Raw genomic sequence first — 18,958 nt, 5'->3', positions numbered from 1 at the left:
AGGCACAATATCATTATTGTGCCCATTGTAAATATGATAATTGAACAAGATTATGATCATTTTATCGCGAGTTTTAAACAACAATTCAATATGGACATCGCTTCATATAAACAAGATAGAATGCGCCGTAGAATCGATGCTTTCATTTCGAGAAAAGGCTTCGAAAACTACACTAATTTTTTAAACAAATTACGCGCTGATCAAAATTTATTCTTAAATTTTATTGACTATATTACAATTAACGTTTCAGAGTTTTTTAGAAATAAAGAACGCTGGCAAACTTTAGAGTCGAAAGCACTACCAAAATTACTCGAACAAAATAGCGGAAAATTAAAGGTATGGAGTGCCGCTTGCGCTGCTGGTGAAGAACCGTACACACTCTCTTTAATTTTATCAAAGCATCTAGCTCCATTTCGTTTTGAAATTCAAGCAACAGATCTTGATTTTCATATTTTAGAAACCGCAAAACGCGGTCAATATACAGAACGTTCTCTGAAGGAATTACCTAATGATTTGAAAGAACGTCATTTCACAAAAGAGAATGATATATATTCATTGCATCAAAACATTAAACAAAACGTTACGTTCAAACAGCACGACCTTTTAATGCAGTCGTTCGATACAAATTATGATTTGATTATTTGTCGTAACGTAATGATTTATTTTACAGAAGAAGCAAGAGTAAAACTTTATGAAAAATTTAGTCGTTCTTTACGAAAAGGCGGTGTACTATTTGTTGGTAGTACGGAACAAATTTTAACACCCGAACGTTACAATCTTCAGCGATTTGATACATTCTTCTACGAAAAAATATAAAAGAAGTCGTCACAATATAGTGACGACCTTTTTACATAACTCGAATTAAAATAATACCGACAATCCATATAAAGAGAAAAAGAAACGTCATAGACCATTTATGTTCTTGCACCGTATGTTTCAACACCTGTGACAATTGTGTCATGTTCATTTCCGCAAGCGCTCTCCATACACTTACATCCCGATCTTTAGCAATGCGGTCTGTAACGCTAATTAAAATTGTTTCGTTAGACAATTTCGTTATATAAGCAGTAATAACCGTTACCATCAAATTTATATTTCCTTCTGAAGAATCACTTTCCACTCTAGAGATAAGTGCACTCACATCTAATAACGGAATATGTACTTTTCTACCAAATGATAGTTGTACTTCAGCGAAATCATATGTTCCATCTAACAAAGGAAGTTCTTTTATATGCGCCTGCTTAATAAGTCCTTGCAGGCTTCTAATTACTTGTTCAAATACTTTTTCTGATTGCTTTCCTTCTCCAGATAACGTGTGTAACTTTTTAAAAAGTTGTAACACTGTATCCATCTCTTTAGAAAGCATTTCCTTCATAATCTTTCCATCACTTAAACTTGCAAGTAAAATACCTATTTCATTATTTTTCGAAATAATTTTAGACTGTCCAGTAAAGACTAAATTGCTACGCTTTCGTTCTTTCTGGATTTCATGCTCCGAAATAGCTGCAGGCTGTTTTAATGGTTGTAACGCCTTATCTTCAATTGTCGTACGTTTAATCTCCATTTAAGCGCCTCCACTACTATGAAATAATTAGCCCCATTCTTTATTACTCTTTAAAACTAAAAACAGTACGAATAAACCTGACATGATAGTAAACACATCAGAAGCTTGCACTCCCTGTTCACCTTTTTCTTCTTTCTTGTCTTTCGGTTCTTCTTTTTGTTCTTTCTTTTTAGAGGCAACTTGTTTGTTATTTTTCTCTTTTCGGTCCTTCGCCTTATGTACTTCCTTGTTGTCTTCGAACGGCTCTTTTATAACGTAAGTAAATTCCTCTTTCTCTTTCAACGGTTCTTTTATAAACTTATTTACTATCTCATCTTGCTTCGGAATTTGAACAACTGGCAAATTTTCTTCTGGAAGCGGGTTTTTGACTTTCGGAATTTCTTGCTTCTCATTTTCTTTCTTATCTTCTAATTCATTTTCTAGTTTATTATCTAATTTTTCTTCTTTCTCTTTCTCTTTCTCTTCTATCTTTTTATCATCTTCGTTTTTTGGCGCCAAAACAGAAATGGTATATTCACTTTCCTCAACAAGTTTATTACCTGCTGCATCTATTATCTCTACAAGTAATTCATATGGCCCAGCCGGCAATGCTTCTGTTATTTCAAATACTTTTTGCCAATCCATATCATGCTTGTTGTAGTCTAATAAAAAGGAAAGCTCTTTATTTTCTTTCCCTTTTAATGTAACGCGCACTTCTTTTACAACTGATTCTATATCCGACGCTTTTACTCGTATATGTATAGAATCTCCCTGTTTTCGTTCAACTAAGTTCTCCTTTACTTCATCAATAGTAACTTTCTGTAACTTTGGCAATTCTTTATCTATAGTTGGCGTTTCATTTTTAATACGAATGAGCGGGACTTTCACTTCATTTTTTATGAGCTCTTCTTTCTCATTCTCTTTGTAACTTTGAACGAGCTGAAGATTCCAATCACCTTGCAAATCAAAATCCCCTGCTTTATAGTTAGCAACCCAGCTCTTCGTTTCTTCATCATACTCAAAAGATAACATTCTTTCTTGCGCATATTGCTCGCCATTTTTTTGTAACTGCAATATACCTTTCATACTTTGAATGTTTTTCCCATTTGGTTCTACAGCAATTCGCACCTCTTCGCCAACTTTAAGCTCCAGCTTATTTACTGTAATAATTCCCTGTTCTGTTTCTATCTTTCTTTCACTCAATTGTTTATTTGCTACTTCTTGTTGTTCTGCTTCTTTTTGTTTCTCTTCTTTTTGTTTCTCTTCATCTTGTCTCGTTTCCACTTGCTCTGGCGGTTCTTGAGATTCCTTATTTTCTTCTTGTACATTCACTTCATTTATTTTTTGATCTGGCTCAATTTGTTCCTCAGCCTGACTTTGCAAGGGGAAGAACAAGCACACATGTATGCATAGCCAACTCATTAGAAAAAACTTTACGTTTTTCATCTACTAGTTCAAACTCCTATTTCAATGCCTTATAGTGATTTCGTCAATTTTACTCCGAAAAATCCATCTACATTTACAAGTTCACCATACGCCACTAATACATCATTTACATAAATACGAATTGGTTCATCAATATCCTCATCTAGTACAACTGCTTCATTTTCTTGTAAACTTAATATATCTTGAATCGTTTTCACTGTACTTCCAAATACAAATTTCACGTTCATTTCTACATTTTGTAGAATGGATGTGTCCATATATACTGGTTCCATTTGTTTTACTTCTTTAAATTCAATTGGTTGCACAACTGGTTCTACAATTTTTTCTTCTTTAATTTCTTCTGTTGCAATCTCTTCTTCTTCCACCATTGGATACAGAAGTCGCCTTACCATTTCTTTCGCTTCAGAAATCGGCAAAATTTGATACATTTTCGATTGAAGCAGATCGCCAATTTCAAGATTGAACGTAATTTGAACGAGTTCGTCCACTTCCATTGACTCTCCCAAATACTCCATTTCTTCTTTTAACGTTACAAATTTAACATTTGGCGGCGTCATGTCCATTTTTTCTTGGAACATTTCTGACATCGCCGTAGCAGCGTGCCCCATCATTTGGTTCATAATTTCTTTAATACCGCTCAGTTCTAATTCAGTAAGCTCTTTTTCCGGATTAACTTCCCCTGTTCCCATCATCATTAAATCTACCATTGTTAAGGCGACATCTTTCGTAAATACGAATACATTCTCATTCTTTAGCCCTTCAACAAAGTCAACATTTAAAATAACAAATGGCACTGGTACTCCATCATAATGACGAACATTGATTGCTTCCACATTTGGTGTACTAATTGTAACTGGCTGATTTAAAAGCGTTGACAATACTGTTGAAGCGGAACCAATTGAAATATTTGCAATTTCACCAAGCACATCTTTCTCTTCTTGTGTTAAATGCTCTTTTTCAACTTCTTCTACAATCTCAGTTTCCACTACTTCTGCTGTCTCGTCTTTTTCTTCTACTCCACCAGATAATTGCATTAATTTATTGACCATTTGTTTCGCATGCTCAACTGAAACAATTTGTACAAGTTTAGAGTTTACAAGATTATCTATCTTTAAATCAAACGACACTTTAACAATCGTATGATTCCCATCGATTTCAGAGATTTTCTCCATTTCTTCTGATAACTTTACAACATTAATCGTCGGCGGAGACATATCTACTGTATCTTGGAAGAATTCCGACATAGATGTAGCTGCGAATCCCATCATTTGATTCATCGCTTCTTGTACAGCACTTAGCTCTAATTCACCAAGTTCTTTTCCGTCCTCCACTTCACCTGTTCCCATCATCATTAAATCAGCGATGGACAATGCAACATCTTGCTTAAGGACAAGAAGGTTTTCCATATCTAATCCTTTTGTAAAATGAATGTTTAATACAACATGTGGAACTTCGACATCTCTTGAATCATATAAATCTACCAACTCTATGCGAGGAGCAGTAATGCTTACTTGCCTATTTAGAATCGTTGATAATACAGTCGAAGCTGAACCAAATGATATATTTGCAATTTCGCCAAGAATATCGCATTCTTGAGGCGTTAAATGCTCATTTTCTTTTTCTAGCACAATCGTGCTCGTATCCCCTTTTGTGTGTTGCTCAGGCATTTTCCCTGCCTCCTCATTTCTGTTTTTCTATCAAATAATATAAACTCTCATTTGATTTTAGCAAACTTATTATATAAAAAATTAATATGTATGTATTCCCATTATTAGATTAGTAACGATTAGCCAAAAAGCTCCCCAATTGTATACAAGTGGGGAGCTTTCCTTCATTCCTATTATAAACCTTCTGGGTTTAAAATGAGGACCACTCGTCCATCACCGAGAATCGTCGCACCAGAGAAATAGTTAGAACTCTCTGCAAAGAAGTCACCTAATGACTTTAAGACTATTTCTCTTTGACCGATAATTGTGTTTACAATAAGTCCATAGCTGCGATGTGTATTACGAACAATTAACACAGGAACCATTTGACCATCATATGACGCAAACGCCTCATCTACTGTTTTTTCACCAAATACAGTACTTAAATGTTTCACTTCAATAATTTGATTACGATAATTTAACACATCTTTTCCTTGTAAGGATTGGATGTCTTCTCTCTTAATTCGAATTGCTTCAACGATATTTCCAAGAGGTAAAGCATAACGCTTATCATTCGTTTGAACAAGCATAGATTGAATAATAGACAACGTTAACGGAAGTTCAATTCTAAATGTACTTCCCTTTCCTTCCTCAGAATCAATAATTAAATGTCCACCTAAACTATGAATCGTATGTTTTACAACATCTAATCCGACACCGCGTCCAGAAAGATCTGATACAACTTCAGCTGTACTAAATCCTGGTTGGAAAATAAGATCAAACACTTCACGATCTGTTAATCTATTCGCATCTGCTTCAGTTACAACGCCATTTTTAATCGCTTTTTCTAATACTTTCCCTTTATTAATACCGTTTCCATCATCCGTAATTTGAATAACGACATGATTTCCACTATGAAAGGCTTCTAATTTAATAGTACCTGTCTCATTTTTACCTGCATCACGTCGTTTTTCAACAGTTTCAACACCGTGATCGATTGCATTTCGAATTAAATGAACGAGCGGATCACCGATTTCATCAATAACAATTTTATCTACTTCAGTATCTTCACCTGTAATTTGTAAATCGATTTTTTTCCCTAAATCTTTCGCTAACATACGTACCATACGTGGGAAACGATTGAACACAGTTTCAATCGGCACCATACGCATATTTAATAGTACGTTTTGAATATCTTTTGAAATATCGCCTAATCGATTTAAATGTTCAATTAACTCCTTGTTTTGAATCGTTTGAGCCAATTCATCAATGCGCCCACGTTCAATTACACTTTCTTCAAACATATTCATTAATCTTTCGATTTTCTCTAATTGAACACGAATTGAACGATTCTCCACTTTAGCATTTTTCGTTTTTGTAGTACTTTTAGCTGGTATAGCACTTTTAGGTTGATTCGTTGCCACTATCGGTGATTCTACCTGCGTAGCCACAGCTGGTTGTAGCGTTCCTTCTACTTGCACAACTTCTTGTGTAACGACTTTTTTAGAAGCTACTTCCCTCGATATAGGTTCTCCTTGCTTTACTTCCACTTTCTCAATTTCAGAAACATGAAGTACTACTTGTTTCAATTCTTCTATACTACAATCAGTATCCATAAATACTGTAAATTCAAATCCGAAAGCATCTGCTTCAATTTCTTCAATACTCGGAGCTGTTTTTTGTATATTCCCTACATTCTGCAATGCTTCAATACACATAATGGCACGTACTGCTTTTAAAATTGCTTGCTGTTCAACTGTTATATGCACTTCATGCGAAACTGCATCATCGTTGTCTATATGATTTTGCTCTATATGTTCCGTAGGAGTTTCTACATTGCCGTTCAATAATGCTTCTAATTTCTGTTTAGTTGAGACTACATCAATATTGCCCATTCCACCCTGTTGCACATCTGCAACCATCTTCTCCAAATTATCAATGCACTCAAAAATCACATCAATAATATCCGCATTTACAACTATATTTCCATGACGAATTTCATCTAACACATTTTCCATCTTATGCGTTAAATCAGCCATCTCTGTAAATTCCATACTCGCAGACATACCTTTGAATGTATGAGCGGAGCGGAATATTTCTCCTACAACATCCATATCAGCAGGATTTTGCTCTAACACTAGCACATTTTCATTTAGCGACTGTAAATGTTCTTCTGACTCTTCGAAAAATATATTTAATAGATCTGTTTGCATTTTTATCCCCTACCTGTCTAACAAACATTTCATTTATGTATAACAATTTAGTGTTTTATAATGAGAAAAAAGGGGGCCACACGTCGATCCGCTATCACTGTTTTGATTCCTTGTGGCACCCCTTCTATATTAACTATTTGCTACTTTTGTTAAAGCTTCAATTACACGATCCGCTTGGAATGGCTTTACAATAAAGTCTTTTGCCCCGCCCTTAATTGCATCTAATACCATACCTTGTTGTCCCATTGCAGAACAAATAACAACCTTTGCACTTGAATCAATTTTAATAATTTCTTTTAATGCTTCAAGCCCGTCCATTTCTGGCATAGTAATATCTAATGTTACAATATCAGGTTGAAGTTCTTTATACTTTTGAATTGCTTCTACCCCATTCTCTGCTTCGCCGATAACTTCAAATTCAGCATTACTTTTTAATAAGTTTTTAATCATCGTTCGCATAAACATCGCATCGTCTACTACTAAAATTTTATGTGCCATTCTTTTTAATTCTCTCCTTCTATGTATAAATATATCTTAATATTTCACCTTATCATTCTCACTCATTATACAAAATAAAATGATAAAATTTAATATTTTTTTAAAAGAATTTTCGTATTTTTATTATTTTTATTATTTTATTATTAAAATAATAATATACTACTCTTTTATATAAATAACAACGCGACGGTTTTTTTCCCAGTTTTGCGGTGAATCATTTGGTACAATTGGCTTTGTGTCTGCATATCCTACCGCAGCTAGCCTTTTATCATCCACATTATACACTTCAATTAAATGGTGAATCATATTTGCCGCTCGTGCTGAAGATAACTCCCAATTAGAAGGGAATTTCTCGTTATGAATAGGTCTACTATCTGTATGTCCCTCTACAACAATTGGGTTAGGTACGGATTGAAAAAATCCAACTAATTGACTTATTATCCCTTTCGCTTCGGGCTTAACGTTCGCATCGCCTGTATCAAATATTAAATTATCTACTATAACGACGCTTACCCCTGTATCCTCTCGATATACATTCACTTGACTAATACCGTTATTATCTACATACGCTTTCAACTTCTTATATAATTCATCCATTCTCTTTTTTGAGATCATTTTTTCATCATTTTTTTCATGTGAAATATCTGGTATTGTATTTTCCATTACTTTTGCATCTACTTGCCCCGTATCACTAAACTTTTCAAGCATCTTTGACAATTTTACTGCATCTTGCTTTGATGTAGCAACTAGTAATACAAAGAAAGTTAATAATAACATCGTTAAATCTGTAAAAGTCGTCATCCAACGAGGCGATCCCTTTTGCGGTCCTTTACTCATCATACCACTCCTTGAAATATTAGGCTGCTCCTTTTACCTTTTTTACCTTTGTTACCTTTGTTTCGTATACGTATGTATCCAGTTTCAACTTTAATTTAGAAGGGATTTGTCCACGATACAATTCTGAAATTGCTTCTATTACAAACTTCTTCTCTGTATATAAATCTTCAATACCACGATATACTTTTTCCGAAAGAGGGATTGCAATCATATTCGCAAGTACAGACCCATATAATGTCGTTAACATCGCAACTGCCATCCCTGTACCAATTTGCGATGTATCTTGTAAGTTTTGGAGCATAATGATAAGACCGATTAACGTACCAATCATTCCCCAAGCTGGAGCAAAATCACCAATTTTATCTAATAATGCTGCTCCTTTTCTTAACTCATACACTTCCGTTTCAATATCTTTCAATAACACTTCTTTTAATTCATCTTCATCGTAACCGCTTAACATTAATCGAATTCCTTTTTGAATAAAAGGATTGTCTACTTGCTCTCCATCAACCTCTAAAGAAAGCAAGCCATTCTTTTTAGACTTTTTCGAAAAATCAACAAACAAATCCGTTAACTGTTCTAAATCTTCTTCTCTTCTATGTAAAACAGTGAAAATACTTTTCGTATATTTTTTTATTTCTCCAAATCGATATGCCACAACAATTGTCGCTGTCGTTCCCCCTATGACAATTAAAATAGATGAAATATCTAAAAAGTTTTTGAAAGCTTTTATTCCACCGCCACCAAGCATAATCGCCGCTATCACTATGATGAAACCTACTATGATGCCCACTGGGCTAGAAATATCAAACTTCCTTTTTCTTCTTTGTGGTCTAGCTAATACTTGATTTTTTCTCCCATATTTCTGCCCTTTCCTTTCCATTTTCATATAACATTTTTTTATTTTAATAATACGTTTTCACATATAACATGTATTATACGCTTATCATCTGTTTATCGCAATATACTCATGAAATTGACACATTTCATTTCTATATTAGAATTATGGTATAAAAACATGAGGAGGCTCACGATGGAACACAACATTTTACAAGTCATTGCATTAGCAGAAAAATTAAAATATGAAATGCGACACAGCTGGCTTTCCAACGGACGTCAAGAAAGTGTTGCCGAGCATACATGGCGTATGTCTCTAATGGCCATTTTAGTTGAACCTTATTTGGATCAAAAAGTAAATATTGAGAAATTACTTAAGATGGTTATTATTCACGACATAGTCGAAGCCGAAGCTGGTGATATCCCTGCTTTTGATACAATGAATAGTCACGAATTACAACTACAAAAACAAAAAAATGAACTAGAAGCTATTTTAAATATTAAACAAACATTAACAGGTTCTCTCGGCGAAGAATTATATGACTTATGGATGGAGTTTGAAGCGAAAGAAACGTACGAAGCAAAAGTTGCTAATGCACTCGATAAACTTGAGGTGAAAATCCAACATAACGAAGCTGATATTGATACGTGGTTACCAATTGAACATAAAATGACATTCCAAGTAGCAAAGCATACAAACTTTGATTCTTTCCTATCTAAATTACAAAAAATTATTGAGCAAGTTGGAGAAAAGAAGTTAATTGCTGCCGGTATTGATGTTGAGGCATGCAAGCAATAATGAAATAAGACACTCAACAAGAGTGTCTTATTTCATTATTGTTGATATAGCCTGCTTATAAATAAGCTGTTGTTTTCCATCCACTAATATTAAAACTGTAAATTTATCTACTCCAACAACTTCTCCTACTATTCTAACGCCACTCTTTAAGAAAATTGTAACTGTACCTTTTTCTTCTTTTATTTGTTTATACAATTCTTCCTGTAAATGTTCCAATTACTGTCCTCTCCTTCCCGTGAAACATCTTAATATAAAAAACTATAAATTTTTTATTTATGCACTTTGTCTTTTCCATTCATAAACTTATTAATTAGTATATCTAAATCTCGGCTAAATAACAAAACTTTATCATGATCCAATCCGTGCCTCGCAACAAGTTGAATTAACTCTTTCTTTTTGCTTTCTATTTTATTTTGTAATTGTCCCATCTCCATCTCTATACTAAAACTCCCTTTTCCCATAATATTACTTGTAAAATTATAGTACATATTCTCTCATAAAAAAATAAAAAAATGGTTTTTTTTACAATTTTTTATTTTTTTATGCCTAAATTACGAATCACGTAAAGGTTCATTTACAAATCACTAACATACAATCCTAATGAATCTACAGGCATTTGTCTAATTATAAATGAGACTGGCTCGTTTTCTGTACAAAAAACATACTGTATATAGTAGTCCATGAACCATATAGATTAACTTACTAAAAAGGAGGAAAACATATGAGTTATGGTGGAAGTTGCGCTGGTTTCGGCGGTGGATTTGCTTTGCTTATCGTACTATTCATCCTTCTAATCATCATCGGATGTAGCTGTTGGGGTGGCGGCGGATACGGATATTAATATATCCTATCCTTGACAAATGAACTAAAAACTATAGAAAAACAGCTCATATTTGAGCTGTTTTTTTCATACTTTCGTATGAATTTATATCCCTCTTATTTGCGATTTCAACTAACAAAATATCGTTTAATATGGAATAAGAAACATTTTTCACTGATATAAAAGATGGTTATACATACATACATACATATTACAAACAAAAATTATTTTAACATTAATTCTTGTCGGCATTTCATGGGGCATTATTGGAGGCGCTTATCAGCTATTCCTAACGATCTATGCCGAGAGAATTTTCCACACTAACATTGGAATTTTATATACAGTTCAAGGCATTGGGCTTATGATTGGAAGCCTCCTCGTTAATCTTTATATGTCTCATAATAAAGAAAAAATGAAAAAAGTATTCGGTTGAGCCTACTTATTTCAAGGAATTTTCTTTCTCGGATTCATTCTATCCGATCAACTTATTATCGGTATCGTTACTTTATTCTGTATGCGCATAGCAGGAGGAATCCTCGTTCCACTTGATACGACATTACTTCAAACTTACACACACGAAAATATGATGGGTAAAGTTTTTCATTCCATTATTCCGTTTACGGATCTCTTATTCAGTTATCTATGTTTTTTACAGGAGGGCTGTTAGAAATTCTTTCTCCTCAAATGATTGGCAGTTTATTAGCTACATGCTGTATTTTTGTAAATTTTATATGGCTTTTCTTATTTATCGCGGGGATCTCAGTGAATAATCTAATGATAATCAATAGATTTTAATCCCATTCATTATTTGTTTCCCAATAATAAAATTGTTTAAAAATATCAGTCTGATTTTTTAGTTAATGACCCTTATATGGCAACACTATTTGAGAAAAAACTAGATATTTATGTTAAAATATAAATAAGTTTGTGAAAGTTTGCACTTAAATAAGAGACTTCAACTAGTTAAACTTGATTAAAGAGGAGGGCTGTTTTGGGTGTTACATTCATTTTCATATGTATTATATTAGTGGCTTCTATTCTGCAAGCAAGTACAGGTTTTGGCTTTTCCATAATGGCAACCCCTTTCTTACTTATGTTATTTCTACCACAAGAAGCTATACAAATAAACATTATTTTATCTTTAATTATCTCCATTTCACTCATTTGGAAAATAAGAATGGACGTTGATTTTGTTCTACTGAAAAGGTTTATTTTGGGAAGTATAGTTGGTGTACCTTTTGGTATTTTAATCTTCATTTCCGTTAACATAAACACTTTTAAATTAGCAGTTAGCATCCTACTCTTACTATTAACATTGTTGCTAATATGCAACGTTAAGGTTAGATCAACACAATCTAGAGATTTCATAGTTGGTGGATTATCTGGTCTTTTAACGACAAGTATCGGTATGCCAGGACCACCCCTGTTACTTTACTTTACAGGAACTGATACGAAAAAAGAGAAATTGAGAGCAACTACTTTAGCTTTTTATCTATTTATATATTTCATTAGCCTACTAACTCAAATACTCTTTACTGGCACAAACAAAACAATTTGGGAATCAAGTTTTTACGCTATTCCAATCGTATTTCTAGGTTTGTATATAGGGCAAATTATTTTCAAATGGCTTAATCAACGGATTTTCAAAATATTTACGTACATCCTTTTAAGTTGCACGGGTATGTATCTTCTTATTGAAAGTTTGCATTTATTATAAGTAAGTTTTTCAAAATACAAAATCATAAATAAAATACTAACCAAACGATAAAAAGCGGCTATTATGCCGCTTTTTATTTTCACATTAAATATTTTAAAACTAGAAGCCCAGCTATCGCTATTACAAACACATTGAAAAAAATCATCCAACTTTTTTCGAAATCTTTATATCTCTCTTCTTTCACTCCACATTGTTTTAGCTTTCCAATTAAAACTGCTAATTCTTGATTATACTCTTTACTTCCTAATTGTATATAATTGTTATTTATTTTAATTCCATATACATTTTTCATTTTTTTATGTTGCGAAACTGCTTGAATTGAGTTTACTAATACACTGTATTCATTTAACTTTTTAAAATAACAATCTAACGCTATAATTTGTAACCTTGTATTAGTTAAAACAATGTAATAATAAAATGTAGCACCTGTGGTTAATATATTAGGTATAACTTTAGAATTTACAAGACTTCCTTCTTCCACTAATATTTCACATTGTATTTCCTCTCCTTCTTGCAACTCTTTCCGAACTGATTCTTCCAACATTTGCACCGTTAATTTCTTCAATAACTCCCCGTTTTTCACATAATACTTATCTATATTTATAGATTCATTCGCTTCTTTCTCTAAACGTGCAATTTCTTCTTCTGAATATTGGAGCTCATTTAACATCGATAATAATCTTTTATCCATATTACACACTCCCTTTCCACAGTTTTGAAGTTTTTTCTTCCCACGAGAAATTCGATTGTATATATAATCCGCCGTTACTTTTAATTCTTTTGCGATATCGTCAATGGAATATCCATCAATATACCTCTTTAAATATATATATCGATCTTTCTTATTTAAATCTTGAACTATTTCCATAATCTCTTCTTCTTGTTCTATTTCATACCTATCATGGACACCTGTATCTATTTCTACGTCTTTATCGATTATATTCTCTTTATATACTTTCTTTTTATATTCCAATGCCTTCAATTTACTAATACCAATCATCCATGATTTTAAGTTTCCCTTTTCTGTATCAAATTGGTCGATATTAAACCAAATGACAGTAAATACATCGTTATAACAATCATCCACATATTGTTTTTCAATAGGGGTACTTAATGATTTATGAATAATGTACAAAATTAATTTTCCATATTGATCAATCACTTCTTTCAAAACATCTTGATCATGTTTTTTCATAGCTATAATTAAATCCTCTTCAGAATTGAAAATCATAAGCATCTTCCTTCCTCAGTTCCCCTTTAGCAGCTGCTTTTACTTACTATTGGCATTTCATTCTCTTTTTCTATCACTTTTGTAAAAAATTATTAATTTTTATTTCTATGTATATGATAACAAACAAAATACCTAAGTTCAGAAAGAATAAAGAACTTAGGTATTTCTCCTTCCAAAAAAGGCAAACCCACATCACAGGTTTGCCTCTTTACTCACTTCTTATTTAAACCTTTTTCACTTAAAAACTCTTTCATATGCATTCTTTTTTCTTTGGACATAAATGAACTCATTGATTCCGTCCACGTTACGTTTTTTTGATTTGATGATCTTTCTTTGTAATACGCGCTCATCGTTTCATCATATTCATTTAGTAATTCATCATATTTCTGTTCATTATATCCATTTTCATGAAGAACTGCTGCTACTGGTAAACGTGGTTTAACTCCATGTTCTTCATCTGGTACACCGACTGTCATTCCGAATACAGGATATACTTTATCCGGTAAATGAAGCAATTCGCTCACTTCTCTCGGATTATTACGAATACCACCAATATAACAAATACCGTAGCCTAATGACTCTGCCGCTAGTGCTAAGTTTTGCGCAAAAAGTGAAGCATCTACCGTCGCAACGATAAAGTCTTCTACTCCCTCATGCTTTATCTCTGTACCATGTTTTTCACATGCAATTTCAAGTCGTTTTAAATCTGCACAACAAATAAAAAATGCTGCACATTCTTTCACATGGCGATTTCCGGATAGCTCTGCTAGTTTAGCTTTTAATTCCTGATCTGTTACATATATAACAGAATACGCCTGTACAAAATGTGATGAAGCTGCATGTTGTGCAGCGTGCACCATCTTTTCTACTACATCTTTCGGAATTGATTCTTCTTTATATTTACGAACTGAAACATGTTGCTCCATCTTATGTATTATCTCATTCATGAAAATCACTCCTTTTTCTCTTCATAATGAAAAATTAACACATCTTTTTCAATATTCACAACTTATAAGCACAAAAAGAGCAATTCTTTTTTGAATTGCTCTTTTTTTAAAACGTCTATGAATACGGTAAATGAAATTATATTAACGGTAATTTAAATGAAATTTTTTCTTGTCTTATTACGCCGTTTTCAAAACTTTAATACCTTTTACGATATTCCAAATGAAGTAGTAAATTCCTACAAGAATGAACACTGCATATGTGATAATCATTCCAATTCCAGCACCGTCAGATTGATTGAAACCTAAACCGTACATGCCTGATACTGCTAGTCCTCCAAATAAGATTGCGTATGGGAAAACATGTGACCAAAATGCTTTTTTCGCGTGATACTTCACTTCATCTTCTGCAACAAAGTACACGATAATTGGTAGTAAAAATGGTGCAAAAAAGATACTAAAGTAACATAACGAAGATAAAATATTATTTCCTTTCATCCGATTCACCTCTAAATAGTTTTTGTTACCTTCATTATGTCAGGAAACCATTCTAGAAACTATCGCTTTACCTTTCACTAACGTGACATATTTGTAAGATTTTCCTCTAAAATAATCCCGCCTGAAATTTCAGGCGGGATTATTTTCTCTATATTCGATTCATAAACCAATATTGTGTAATTGCTAAATATTCTCGTACATTCGATGGAATGATGATTGGTTTCGGTGTTTTTGCCGGAAGACCTTCTAATTGTAAACCTTGTTTGGCCGCTATTTTTTTTGCTCTAAACATATGAAAATCGTTTGTTACGATCATACCTTTTTTCATATCGGCTGGTATTAACGGTTTTGAGAATGTAATGTTCTCATCTGTGCTCGTAGATTTGTCCTCCATTATAATACGGTCTTCTGCGATGTTTTGTTTTATTAATCCTTGTTTCATTGCTAATGCTTCTGAAATGTCTTCACCTTTTCCTTGTCCGCCAGATACAATAGCAATTGTTTTCTCATGTGATTTTAAATATTCAGCTGCTTTATCAATACGATATTGCAATGAATAAGATGGTTTCGTCCCATTTACTTTCGATCCTAGTACAATTATGTAGTCAGCATCGTAGGTTGCATTCATATGCCCATGCTTATAAATGTGATATTGTAAAAACCCCATATACACGGCGCAAATCATTATGACAACTAAAATGCACTTCATTATTTTCTTCTTTCTCATATTCATATACTCCTATTTTCTTTTACTTCCTTCATGATAATATCCATTTATTTGTTTGTATACAGACAGATTTCAATAAACCCTAATTTCTCCTCTGAAAGGTAATATTTATATTACTTTCGGGAACAGTAAGTACAACTTTGCACGAAGGAGTGTCTCTATTGCTTCTCTTTTTATGTAACGTATCGTTCTTTTTTATCTTATTTTTATTATCACTTAAGATGCTCGGTAAGTCTGCTTTAGCACAACTAACTCCTCATGATTTTGGGGCTATAATTTTTTTATCTTATTTAGCTTTCCAGGCCATACCCGTCTCTGGTGCTTTACAAGCATTTCTCGGTATGGTTGTTATTACATGTTTACATTTACTCCTTACAAAATTAAGCCTATTCAACAAACTAAATCGTTTTATTCTCGGACACCCTATCATTTTAATTAAACATGGTGATATTATTTTTGAGAACTTACAAAAAAGTAGATATCCCATTGCCGAACTACTTTCTAATCTTCGCGTTGCAGGATATCCAAGTGTTCATGAAATTGAATACGCCATTTTAGAAGCGAACGGAGCTATTAGTATTTTACCAAAAAGAGAACTTGTACCATTAACTCCAAAAGATTTAAACATAGATGTTAAGTATGCTGGATTACCAATTGCACTTATCGTCGATTCACAAATTCAATACGATAACTTAAAGTTAATCCATAAAAATGAAAAATGGTTATATAAAGAATTAAAAGAAAAAGGAATTACACATATTAAAAACGTTGCTTTCGCTTCTGTTCAAGAAACAGATGGATCTTTTGCGATTAGTTTAAAGGAATAAAAAACCCCCTTAATTGCTTAAGGGGATTTTCTTCATCATATCGCTTCTTTCTCTCCTGCTATATTTAATGGAACAGGATGTTTCATACGATTCATCGTAAATACGATAATCGCAGTCATTACTTCCGCAACTGGCATAACGAGCCAAATTCCGTTTATCCCAAATAATTTTGGCATAATCCATAACAATGGAAGAATAAATAGTAACCCTCGGCTCATTATAATCAGTACTGATTCCTTCGTTTGTCGCACTGATTGGAAGTACTCTCCATACACGATGTTATAGCCTAAAAATACGTATTGAATAAAGAATAAGCTAATACCCGTTAATGTTAACTCCAATAATTCTGGAGATTGGACATCAAATAGACCAATGATATATTTCCCGAAGAATAATCCGACAATTATCGCAATGCCCCCAAGTACAACAGCAATTTTCACAGCAAACTGCAATCCTTCACGCAATCTTTCTGATAAGTTTGCACCATAATGGAAACTAGCAATCGGTTGCAATGCAGCACCTACACCGAAGAATAATAGTAATGCCATTGCATGAATACTATTCACCATCGCATAGGAAGCTACTCCTACTTCTCCTGCATATTGGACGAATGCGATATTAAAACCAATCGTTACGATTGCAACCGTACTTTCTGCTGTAAAACTTGGGAAACCAATCACCATAATTTGTTTGACAGTATCCCATTCAAAATGGAATTTCGTCCATTTTAAAATGCTACTTTTTCTAAAGAAATGGGTTAATAATACAAGGAAACCAATCGCTGCCGAAAGAATAGTCGCTGAAGCAGCACCTGTTACGCCCCATCCAAAAATAAAAATAAAGATATAGTCAAACACTATGTTTAATACAGCCGTTACAACAAGACCTGCCATTGCTAAATTAGGATTTCCATCATTTCGAATAAATGTACTTAAAATATTTTCTAAAACGTATATCATTCCAAATGTTAATAATACGTGTAAATAGTCTAATGCATACGGTAAAATCACTTCATTTGCACCAAATAAGTATGCTAAATCTTCTATTCTCCATAAGCAAATAGCTGCTAAAACACCTACAATAACAACTGCTACTGTCATGGATTGAGTAAAAATAGACCTTGCTCTTTCTCGCTTATTTTCACCTAATGCAATTGAATATAACGTTGCCCCGCCCATTCCAATCCATAATGAAATAGAGAAGAAAATCGAAAACGCTGGAATAGCCACGTTTACTCCTGCTAATCCATTTGCTCCAACTCCCCGACTAATCATTACCGCATCAATTACAATATTAACTGACATTAATACCATTCCGAGGACGGCTGGTATTAAATATGAAATAAATAAGCTTTTTATCGGTTTTTCTCTTAACTTTTCTGTTGCTTCCATACTCTAATATGCTCCTTTTTTTCAACTCTCTTTTCTTAGTTTAAACCTTCAAGTAACTTGAAGGTCAATAGAGAATTAAAAAATAAGTAACTTAATTATCGTGTTTGATCCTCATTTGTAATTATACGAGTCCTACAACTTATTGCTTTATTTTTTCATTATAGGAATTTGAATTTCTGTTACTTGCTCCTCTGGATTTTCTGTTACAGACCAATCGATTAATGCAATCTCAATCGCATCTCCACTTACTTCGTACCCTTCTTGATCAATATATTTCATTAACCTCTTATATGTTTCATCAGTTTCTTCATACGGTCCATGATGATATACACAGGCAAACATACCTTCTTTAATTTCATCTGAGCTATGCACTTGAAAGGGCATGTAATCCAAAAGAATGAAAACACTGCTATATGCTTGAAACTCATTTTGCATTAATCCTTTTTTCGCAACAGTTACACCAATATCTCCAGAAAATAAACTATCATCCATTTGCCTCATATTTTTTTGCAACGAATGGATGTAGTACTCAAACATATCATCCGTCGTATTTGGAGCAACCGCAATTGCTGTAATTTTTCGCTGCGGGATCTCTTTAATTACCATTTGTTCAGCTTTTGCTTTTGTTGCTTCCTTAATTAAATGAATTCTATGCTCCATTTTCGCCAAAGCATACTCAATTTCTCTTTGTTTTTTCAACATCATTTCTTGTTGTTTTTCCAGTAAATTGAGTGCGTATGCTGGATTTCTTTCATCAATATATTTCTTAATTTCCTTTAACGGAATATTTAACTGGCGTAAAAATTTAATCGTATCTAACAGTGAAAATTGATCGATTGTATAATAACGATAATTCGTTTGAGGATCAACAATGGACGGATGAAAAATTCCTTTTTCATCATAATACCTTAATGTAGATTCTGCGATATTATGCATTTTTGCCATTTCTCCAATTGTAAAACGTTTATTTAATAACATGTTTCC

20 protein-coding genes and 2 pseudogenes are annotated in these 18,958 nt (G+C 33.2%); 6 read left to right on the top strand and 16 right to left on the bottom strand.

Going from position 1 to position 18,958, the window contains the following annotated elements; translation table 11 throughout:
- Positions 1–33 precede the first annotated feature (33 nt).
- Positions 34–816 carry a protein-glutamate O-methyltransferase CheR gene (gene cheR, locus JFU02_RS27665; protein ID WP_000582875.1) on the top strand — a complete coding sequence of 261 codons (783 nt, stop codon included), beginning with the start codon at positions 34–36 and terminating at the stop codon, positions 814–816.
- Between the two features lie 31 nt (positions 817–847).
- On the opposite strand, the gene JFU02_RS27660 is transcribed toward cheR, so the two are convergent.
- The 7 genes from JFU02_RS27660 to JFU02_RS27630 form a co-directional block, all read right to left on the bottom strand.
- Complete coding sequence (locus JFU02_RS27660; RefSeq protein ID WP_098838405.1) at positions 848–1,564, bottom strand: hypothetical protein; 717 nt, start codon at positions 1,562–1,564, stop codon at positions 848–850.
- Positions 1,565–1,591: 27 nt separating this feature from the next.
- A complete protein-coding gene (locus JFU02_RS27655; RefSeq protein ID WP_098838404.1) occupies positions 1,592–2,989 on the bottom strand; it encodes a transglycosylase in 1,398 nt (465 codons plus the stop codon).
- A 29-nt stretch (positions 2,990–3,018) separates the two neighbouring features.
- Positions 3,019–4,656: a flagellar motor switch protein gene (locus tag JFU02_RS27650; protein ID WP_098838403.1), complete on the bottom strand. Its 1,638-nt coding sequence runs from the start codon at positions 4,654–4,656 to the stop codon at positions 3,019–3,021.
- Between the two features lie 173 nt (positions 4,657–4,829).
- Positions 4,830–6,848: a chemotaxis protein CheA gene (locus JFU02_RS27645; RefSeq protein ID WP_088114211.1), complete on the bottom strand. Its 2,019-nt coding sequence runs from the start codon at positions 6,846–6,848 to the stop codon at positions 4,830–4,832.
- 129 nt (positions 6,849–6,977) lie between these two features.
- Positions 6,978–7,346, bottom strand: a complete 369-nt coding sequence (locus JFU02_RS27640) for a response regulator (RefSeq protein ID WP_000940568.1) — start codon at positions 7,344–7,346, stop codon at positions 6,978–6,980.
- Positions 7,347–7,505: 159 nt separating this feature from the next.
- Positions 7,506–8,183 (bottom strand): OmpA family protein, encoded by a 678-nt coding sequence (locus tag JFU02_RS27635; RefSeq protein ID WP_000033627.1) that lies wholly within the window; start codon positions 8,181–8,183, stop codon positions 7,506–7,508.
- A gap of 19 nt (positions 8,184–8,202) precedes the next feature.
- Positions 8,203–9,066: a MotA/TolQ/ExbB proton channel family protein gene (locus JFU02_RS27630; protein ID WP_201071923.1), complete on the bottom strand. Its 864-nt coding sequence runs from the start codon at positions 9,064–9,066 to the stop codon at positions 8,203–8,205.
- Between the two features lie 150 nt (positions 9,067–9,216).
- Between JFU02_RS27630 and JFU02_RS27625 the strand changes: the two genes are divergently transcribed.
- The gene (locus JFU02_RS27625) at positions 9,217–9,819 is read left to right on the top strand and encodes an HD domain-containing protein (RefSeq protein WP_098838400.1); all 603 of its coding nucleotides are present in this window, start codon (positions 9,217–9,219) and stop codon (positions 9,817–9,819) included.
- Positions 9,820–9,846: 27 nt separating this feature from the next.
- On the opposite strand, the gene hfq is transcribed toward JFU02_RS27625, so the two are convergent.
- Complete coding sequence (gene hfq, locus JFU02_RS27620; protein ID WP_000400665.1) at positions 9,847–10,035, bottom strand: RNA chaperone Hfq; 189 nt, start codon at positions 10,033–10,035, stop codon at positions 9,847–9,849.
- Positions 10,036–10,088: 53 nt separating this feature from the next.
- Positions 10,089–10,307, bottom strand: a complete 219-nt coding sequence (locus JFU02_RS27615) for an aspartyl-phosphate phosphatase Spo0E family protein (protein ID WP_061666856.1) — start codon at positions 10,305–10,307, stop codon at positions 10,089–10,091.
- A 233-nt stretch (positions 10,308–10,540) separates the two neighbouring features.
- On the opposite strand from JFU02_RS27615, the gene JFU02_RS27610 reads away from it, so the two are divergent.
- The 3 genes and pseudogenes from JFU02_RS27610 (at position 10,541) to JFU02_RS27600 (ending at position 12,356) form a co-directional block, all read left to right on the top strand.
- Positions 10,541–10,660 (top strand): YjcZ family sporulation protein, encoded by a 120-nt coding sequence (locus JFU02_RS27610; RefSeq protein ID WP_000120179.1) that lies wholly within the window; start codon positions 10,541–10,543, stop codon positions 10,658–10,660.
- Between the two features lie 140 nt (positions 10,661–10,800).
- Positions 10,801–11,434, top strand: a pseudogene (locus JFU02_RS27605) (MFS transporter); the annotation flags it as partial.
- 196 nt (positions 11,435–11,630) lie between these two features.
- A complete protein-coding gene (locus tag JFU02_RS27600; RefSeq protein WP_000539221.1) occupies positions 11,631–12,356 on the top strand; it encodes a sulfite exporter TauE/SafE family protein in 726 nt (241 codons plus the stop codon).
- 79 nt (positions 12,357–12,435) lie between these two features.
- Here the strand turns inward: JFU02_RS27600 and JFU02_RS32300 are convergent, their stop codons facing one another.
- The 5 genes and pseudogenes from JFU02_RS32300 to JFU02_RS27580 all read right to left on the bottom strand — a co-directional run bounded on the left by JFU02_RS32300 (position 12,436) and on the right by JFU02_RS27580 (position 15,756).
- The gene (locus JFU02_RS32300; RefSeq protein ID WP_042973234.1) at positions 12,436–13,047 is read right to left on the bottom strand and encodes a flagellar motor switch protein FliG; all 612 of its coding nucleotides are present in this window, start codon (positions 13,045–13,047) and stop codon (positions 12,436–12,438) included.
- Position 13,048: 1 nt separating this feature from the next.
- Positions 13,049–13,593 (bottom strand): annotated as a pseudogene (locus tag JFU02_RS32295) (sigma-70 family RNA polymerase sigma factor).
- 206 nt (positions 13,594–13,799) lie between these two features.
- Positions 13,800–14,534 (bottom strand): oxygen-insensitive NADPH nitroreductase, encoded by a 735-nt coding sequence (nfsA, locus tag JFU02_RS27590; RefSeq protein ID WP_098838398.1) that lies wholly within the window; start codon positions 14,532–14,534, stop codon positions 13,800–13,802.
- 177 nt (positions 14,535–14,711) lie between these two features.
- Positions 14,712–15,029, bottom strand: coding sequence for a magnetosome magnetite crystal formation protein family (locus JFU02_RS27585; protein ID WP_000678056.1), 318 nt, complete (start codon positions 15,027–15,029; stop codon positions 14,712–14,714).
- 148 nt (positions 15,030–15,177) lie between these two features.
- Positions 15,178–15,756 (bottom strand): YdcF family protein, encoded by a 579-nt coding sequence (locus tag JFU02_RS27580; RefSeq protein ID WP_001227671.1) that lies wholly within the window; start codon positions 15,754–15,756, stop codon positions 15,178–15,180.
- A 161-nt stretch (positions 15,757–15,917) separates the two neighbouring features.
- Here JFU02_RS27580 and JFU02_RS27575 point away from each other — a divergent pair, with 161 nt between their 5' ends.
- Positions 15,918–16,583: a DUF421 domain-containing protein gene (locus JFU02_RS27575; RefSeq protein WP_000923936.1), complete on the top strand. Its 666-nt coding sequence runs from the start codon at positions 15,918–15,920 to the stop codon at positions 16,581–16,583.
- Positions 16,584–16,618: 35 nt separating this feature from the next.
- Here the strand turns inward: JFU02_RS27575 and JFU02_RS27570 are convergent, their stop codons facing one another.
- Together JFU02_RS27570 and JFU02_RS27565 are read right to left on the bottom strand one after the other, a co-directional pair.
- Positions 16,619–17,974 carry an MATE family efflux transporter gene (locus tag JFU02_RS27570; protein WP_098838396.1) on the bottom strand — a complete coding sequence of 452 codons (1,356 nt, stop codon included), beginning with the start codon at positions 17,972–17,974 and terminating at the stop codon, positions 16,619–16,621.
- A gap of 147 nt (positions 17,975–18,121) precedes the next feature.
- Positions 18,122–18,952: a MerR family transcriptional regulator gene (locus JFU02_RS27565; RefSeq protein WP_000925913.1), complete on the bottom strand. Its 831-nt coding sequence runs from the start codon at positions 18,950–18,952 to the stop codon at positions 18,122–18,124.
- Positions 18,953–18,958 lie beyond the last annotated feature (6 nt).

Origin of the sequence: Bacillus sp. TH13, assembly GCF_016651175.1 — a bacterium.
Lineage (GTDB): Bacteria > Bacillota > Bacilli > Bacillales > Bacillaceae_G > Bacillus_A > Bacillus_A thuringiensis_S.
Note: the sequence above shows the minus strand (reverse complement) of the source record. Positions and strands in the feature narration are given on the sequence as shown.

Excerpts from the sequence above, each read along its gene's own strand:
- JFU02_RS27635 (WP_000033627.1), bottom strand. The coding sequence starts at position 8,183 with ATGAGTAAAGGACCGCAAAAGGGATCGCCTCGTTGGATGACGACTTTT.
- JFU02_RS27655 (WP_098838404.1), bottom strand. The coding sequence starts at position 2,989 with ATGAAAAACGTAAAGTTTTTTCTAATGAGTTGGCTATGCATACATGTG.
- JFU02_RS27625 (WP_098838400.1), top strand. The coding sequence starts at position 9,217 with ATGGAACACAACATTTTACAAGTCATTGCATTAGCAGAAAAATTAAAA.
- JFU02_RS27615 (WP_061666856.1), bottom strand. The coding sequence starts at position 10,307 with ATGTACTATAATTTTACAAGTAATATTATGGGAAAAGGGAGTTTTAGT.
- nfsA (WP_098838398.1), bottom strand. The coding sequence starts at position 14,534 with ATGAATGAGATAATACATAAGATGGAGCAACATGTTTCAGTTCGTAAA.
- JFU02_RS27650 (WP_098838403.1), bottom strand. The coding sequence starts at position 4,656 with ATGCCTGAGCAACACACAAAAGGGGATACGAGCACGATTGTGCTAGAA.
- cheR (WP_000582875.1), top strand. The coding sequence starts at position 34 with ATGATAATTGAACAAGATTATGATCATTTTATCGCGAGTTTTAAACAA.
- JFU02_RS27660 (WP_098838405.1), bottom strand. The coding sequence starts at position 1,564 with ATGGAGATTAAACGTACGACAATTGAAGATAAGGCGTTACAACCATTA.
- JFU02_RS32300 (WP_042973234.1), bottom strand. The coding sequence starts at position 13,047 with ATGGATAAAAGATTATTATCGATGTTAAATGAGCTCCAATATTCAGAA.
- JFU02_RS27565 (WP_000925913.1), bottom strand. The coding sequence starts at position 18,952 with ATGTTATTAAATAAACGTTTTACAATTGGAGAAATGGCAAAAATGCAT.
- JFU02_RS27610 (WP_000120179.1), top strand. The coding sequence starts at position 10,541 with ATGAGTTATGGTGGAAGTTGCGCTGGTTTCGGCGGTGGATTTGCTTTG.
- JFU02_RS27570 (WP_098838396.1), bottom strand. The coding sequence starts at position 17,974 with ATGGAAGCAACAGAAAAGTTAAGAGAAAAACCGATAAAAAGCTTATTT.
- JFU02_RS27640 (WP_000940568.1), bottom strand. The coding sequence starts at position 7,346 with ATGGCACATAAAATTTTAGTAGTAGACGATGCGATGTTTATGCGAACG.
- JFU02_RS27645 (WP_088114211.1), bottom strand. The coding sequence starts at position 6,848 with ATGCAAACAGATCTATTAAATATATTTTTCGAAGAGTCAGAAGAACAT.
- JFU02_RS27630 (WP_201071923.1), bottom strand. The coding sequence starts at position 9,066 with ATGGAAAGGAAAGGGCAGAAATATGGGAGAAAAAATCAAGTATTAGCT.
- JFU02_RS27585 (WP_000678056.1), bottom strand. The coding sequence starts at position 15,029 with ATGAAAGGAAATAATATTTTATCTTCGTTATGTTACTTTAGTATCTTT.
- JFU02_RS27580 (WP_001227671.1), bottom strand. The coding sequence starts at position 15,756 with ATGAGAAAGAAGAAAATAATGAAGTGCATTTTAGTTGTCATAATGATT.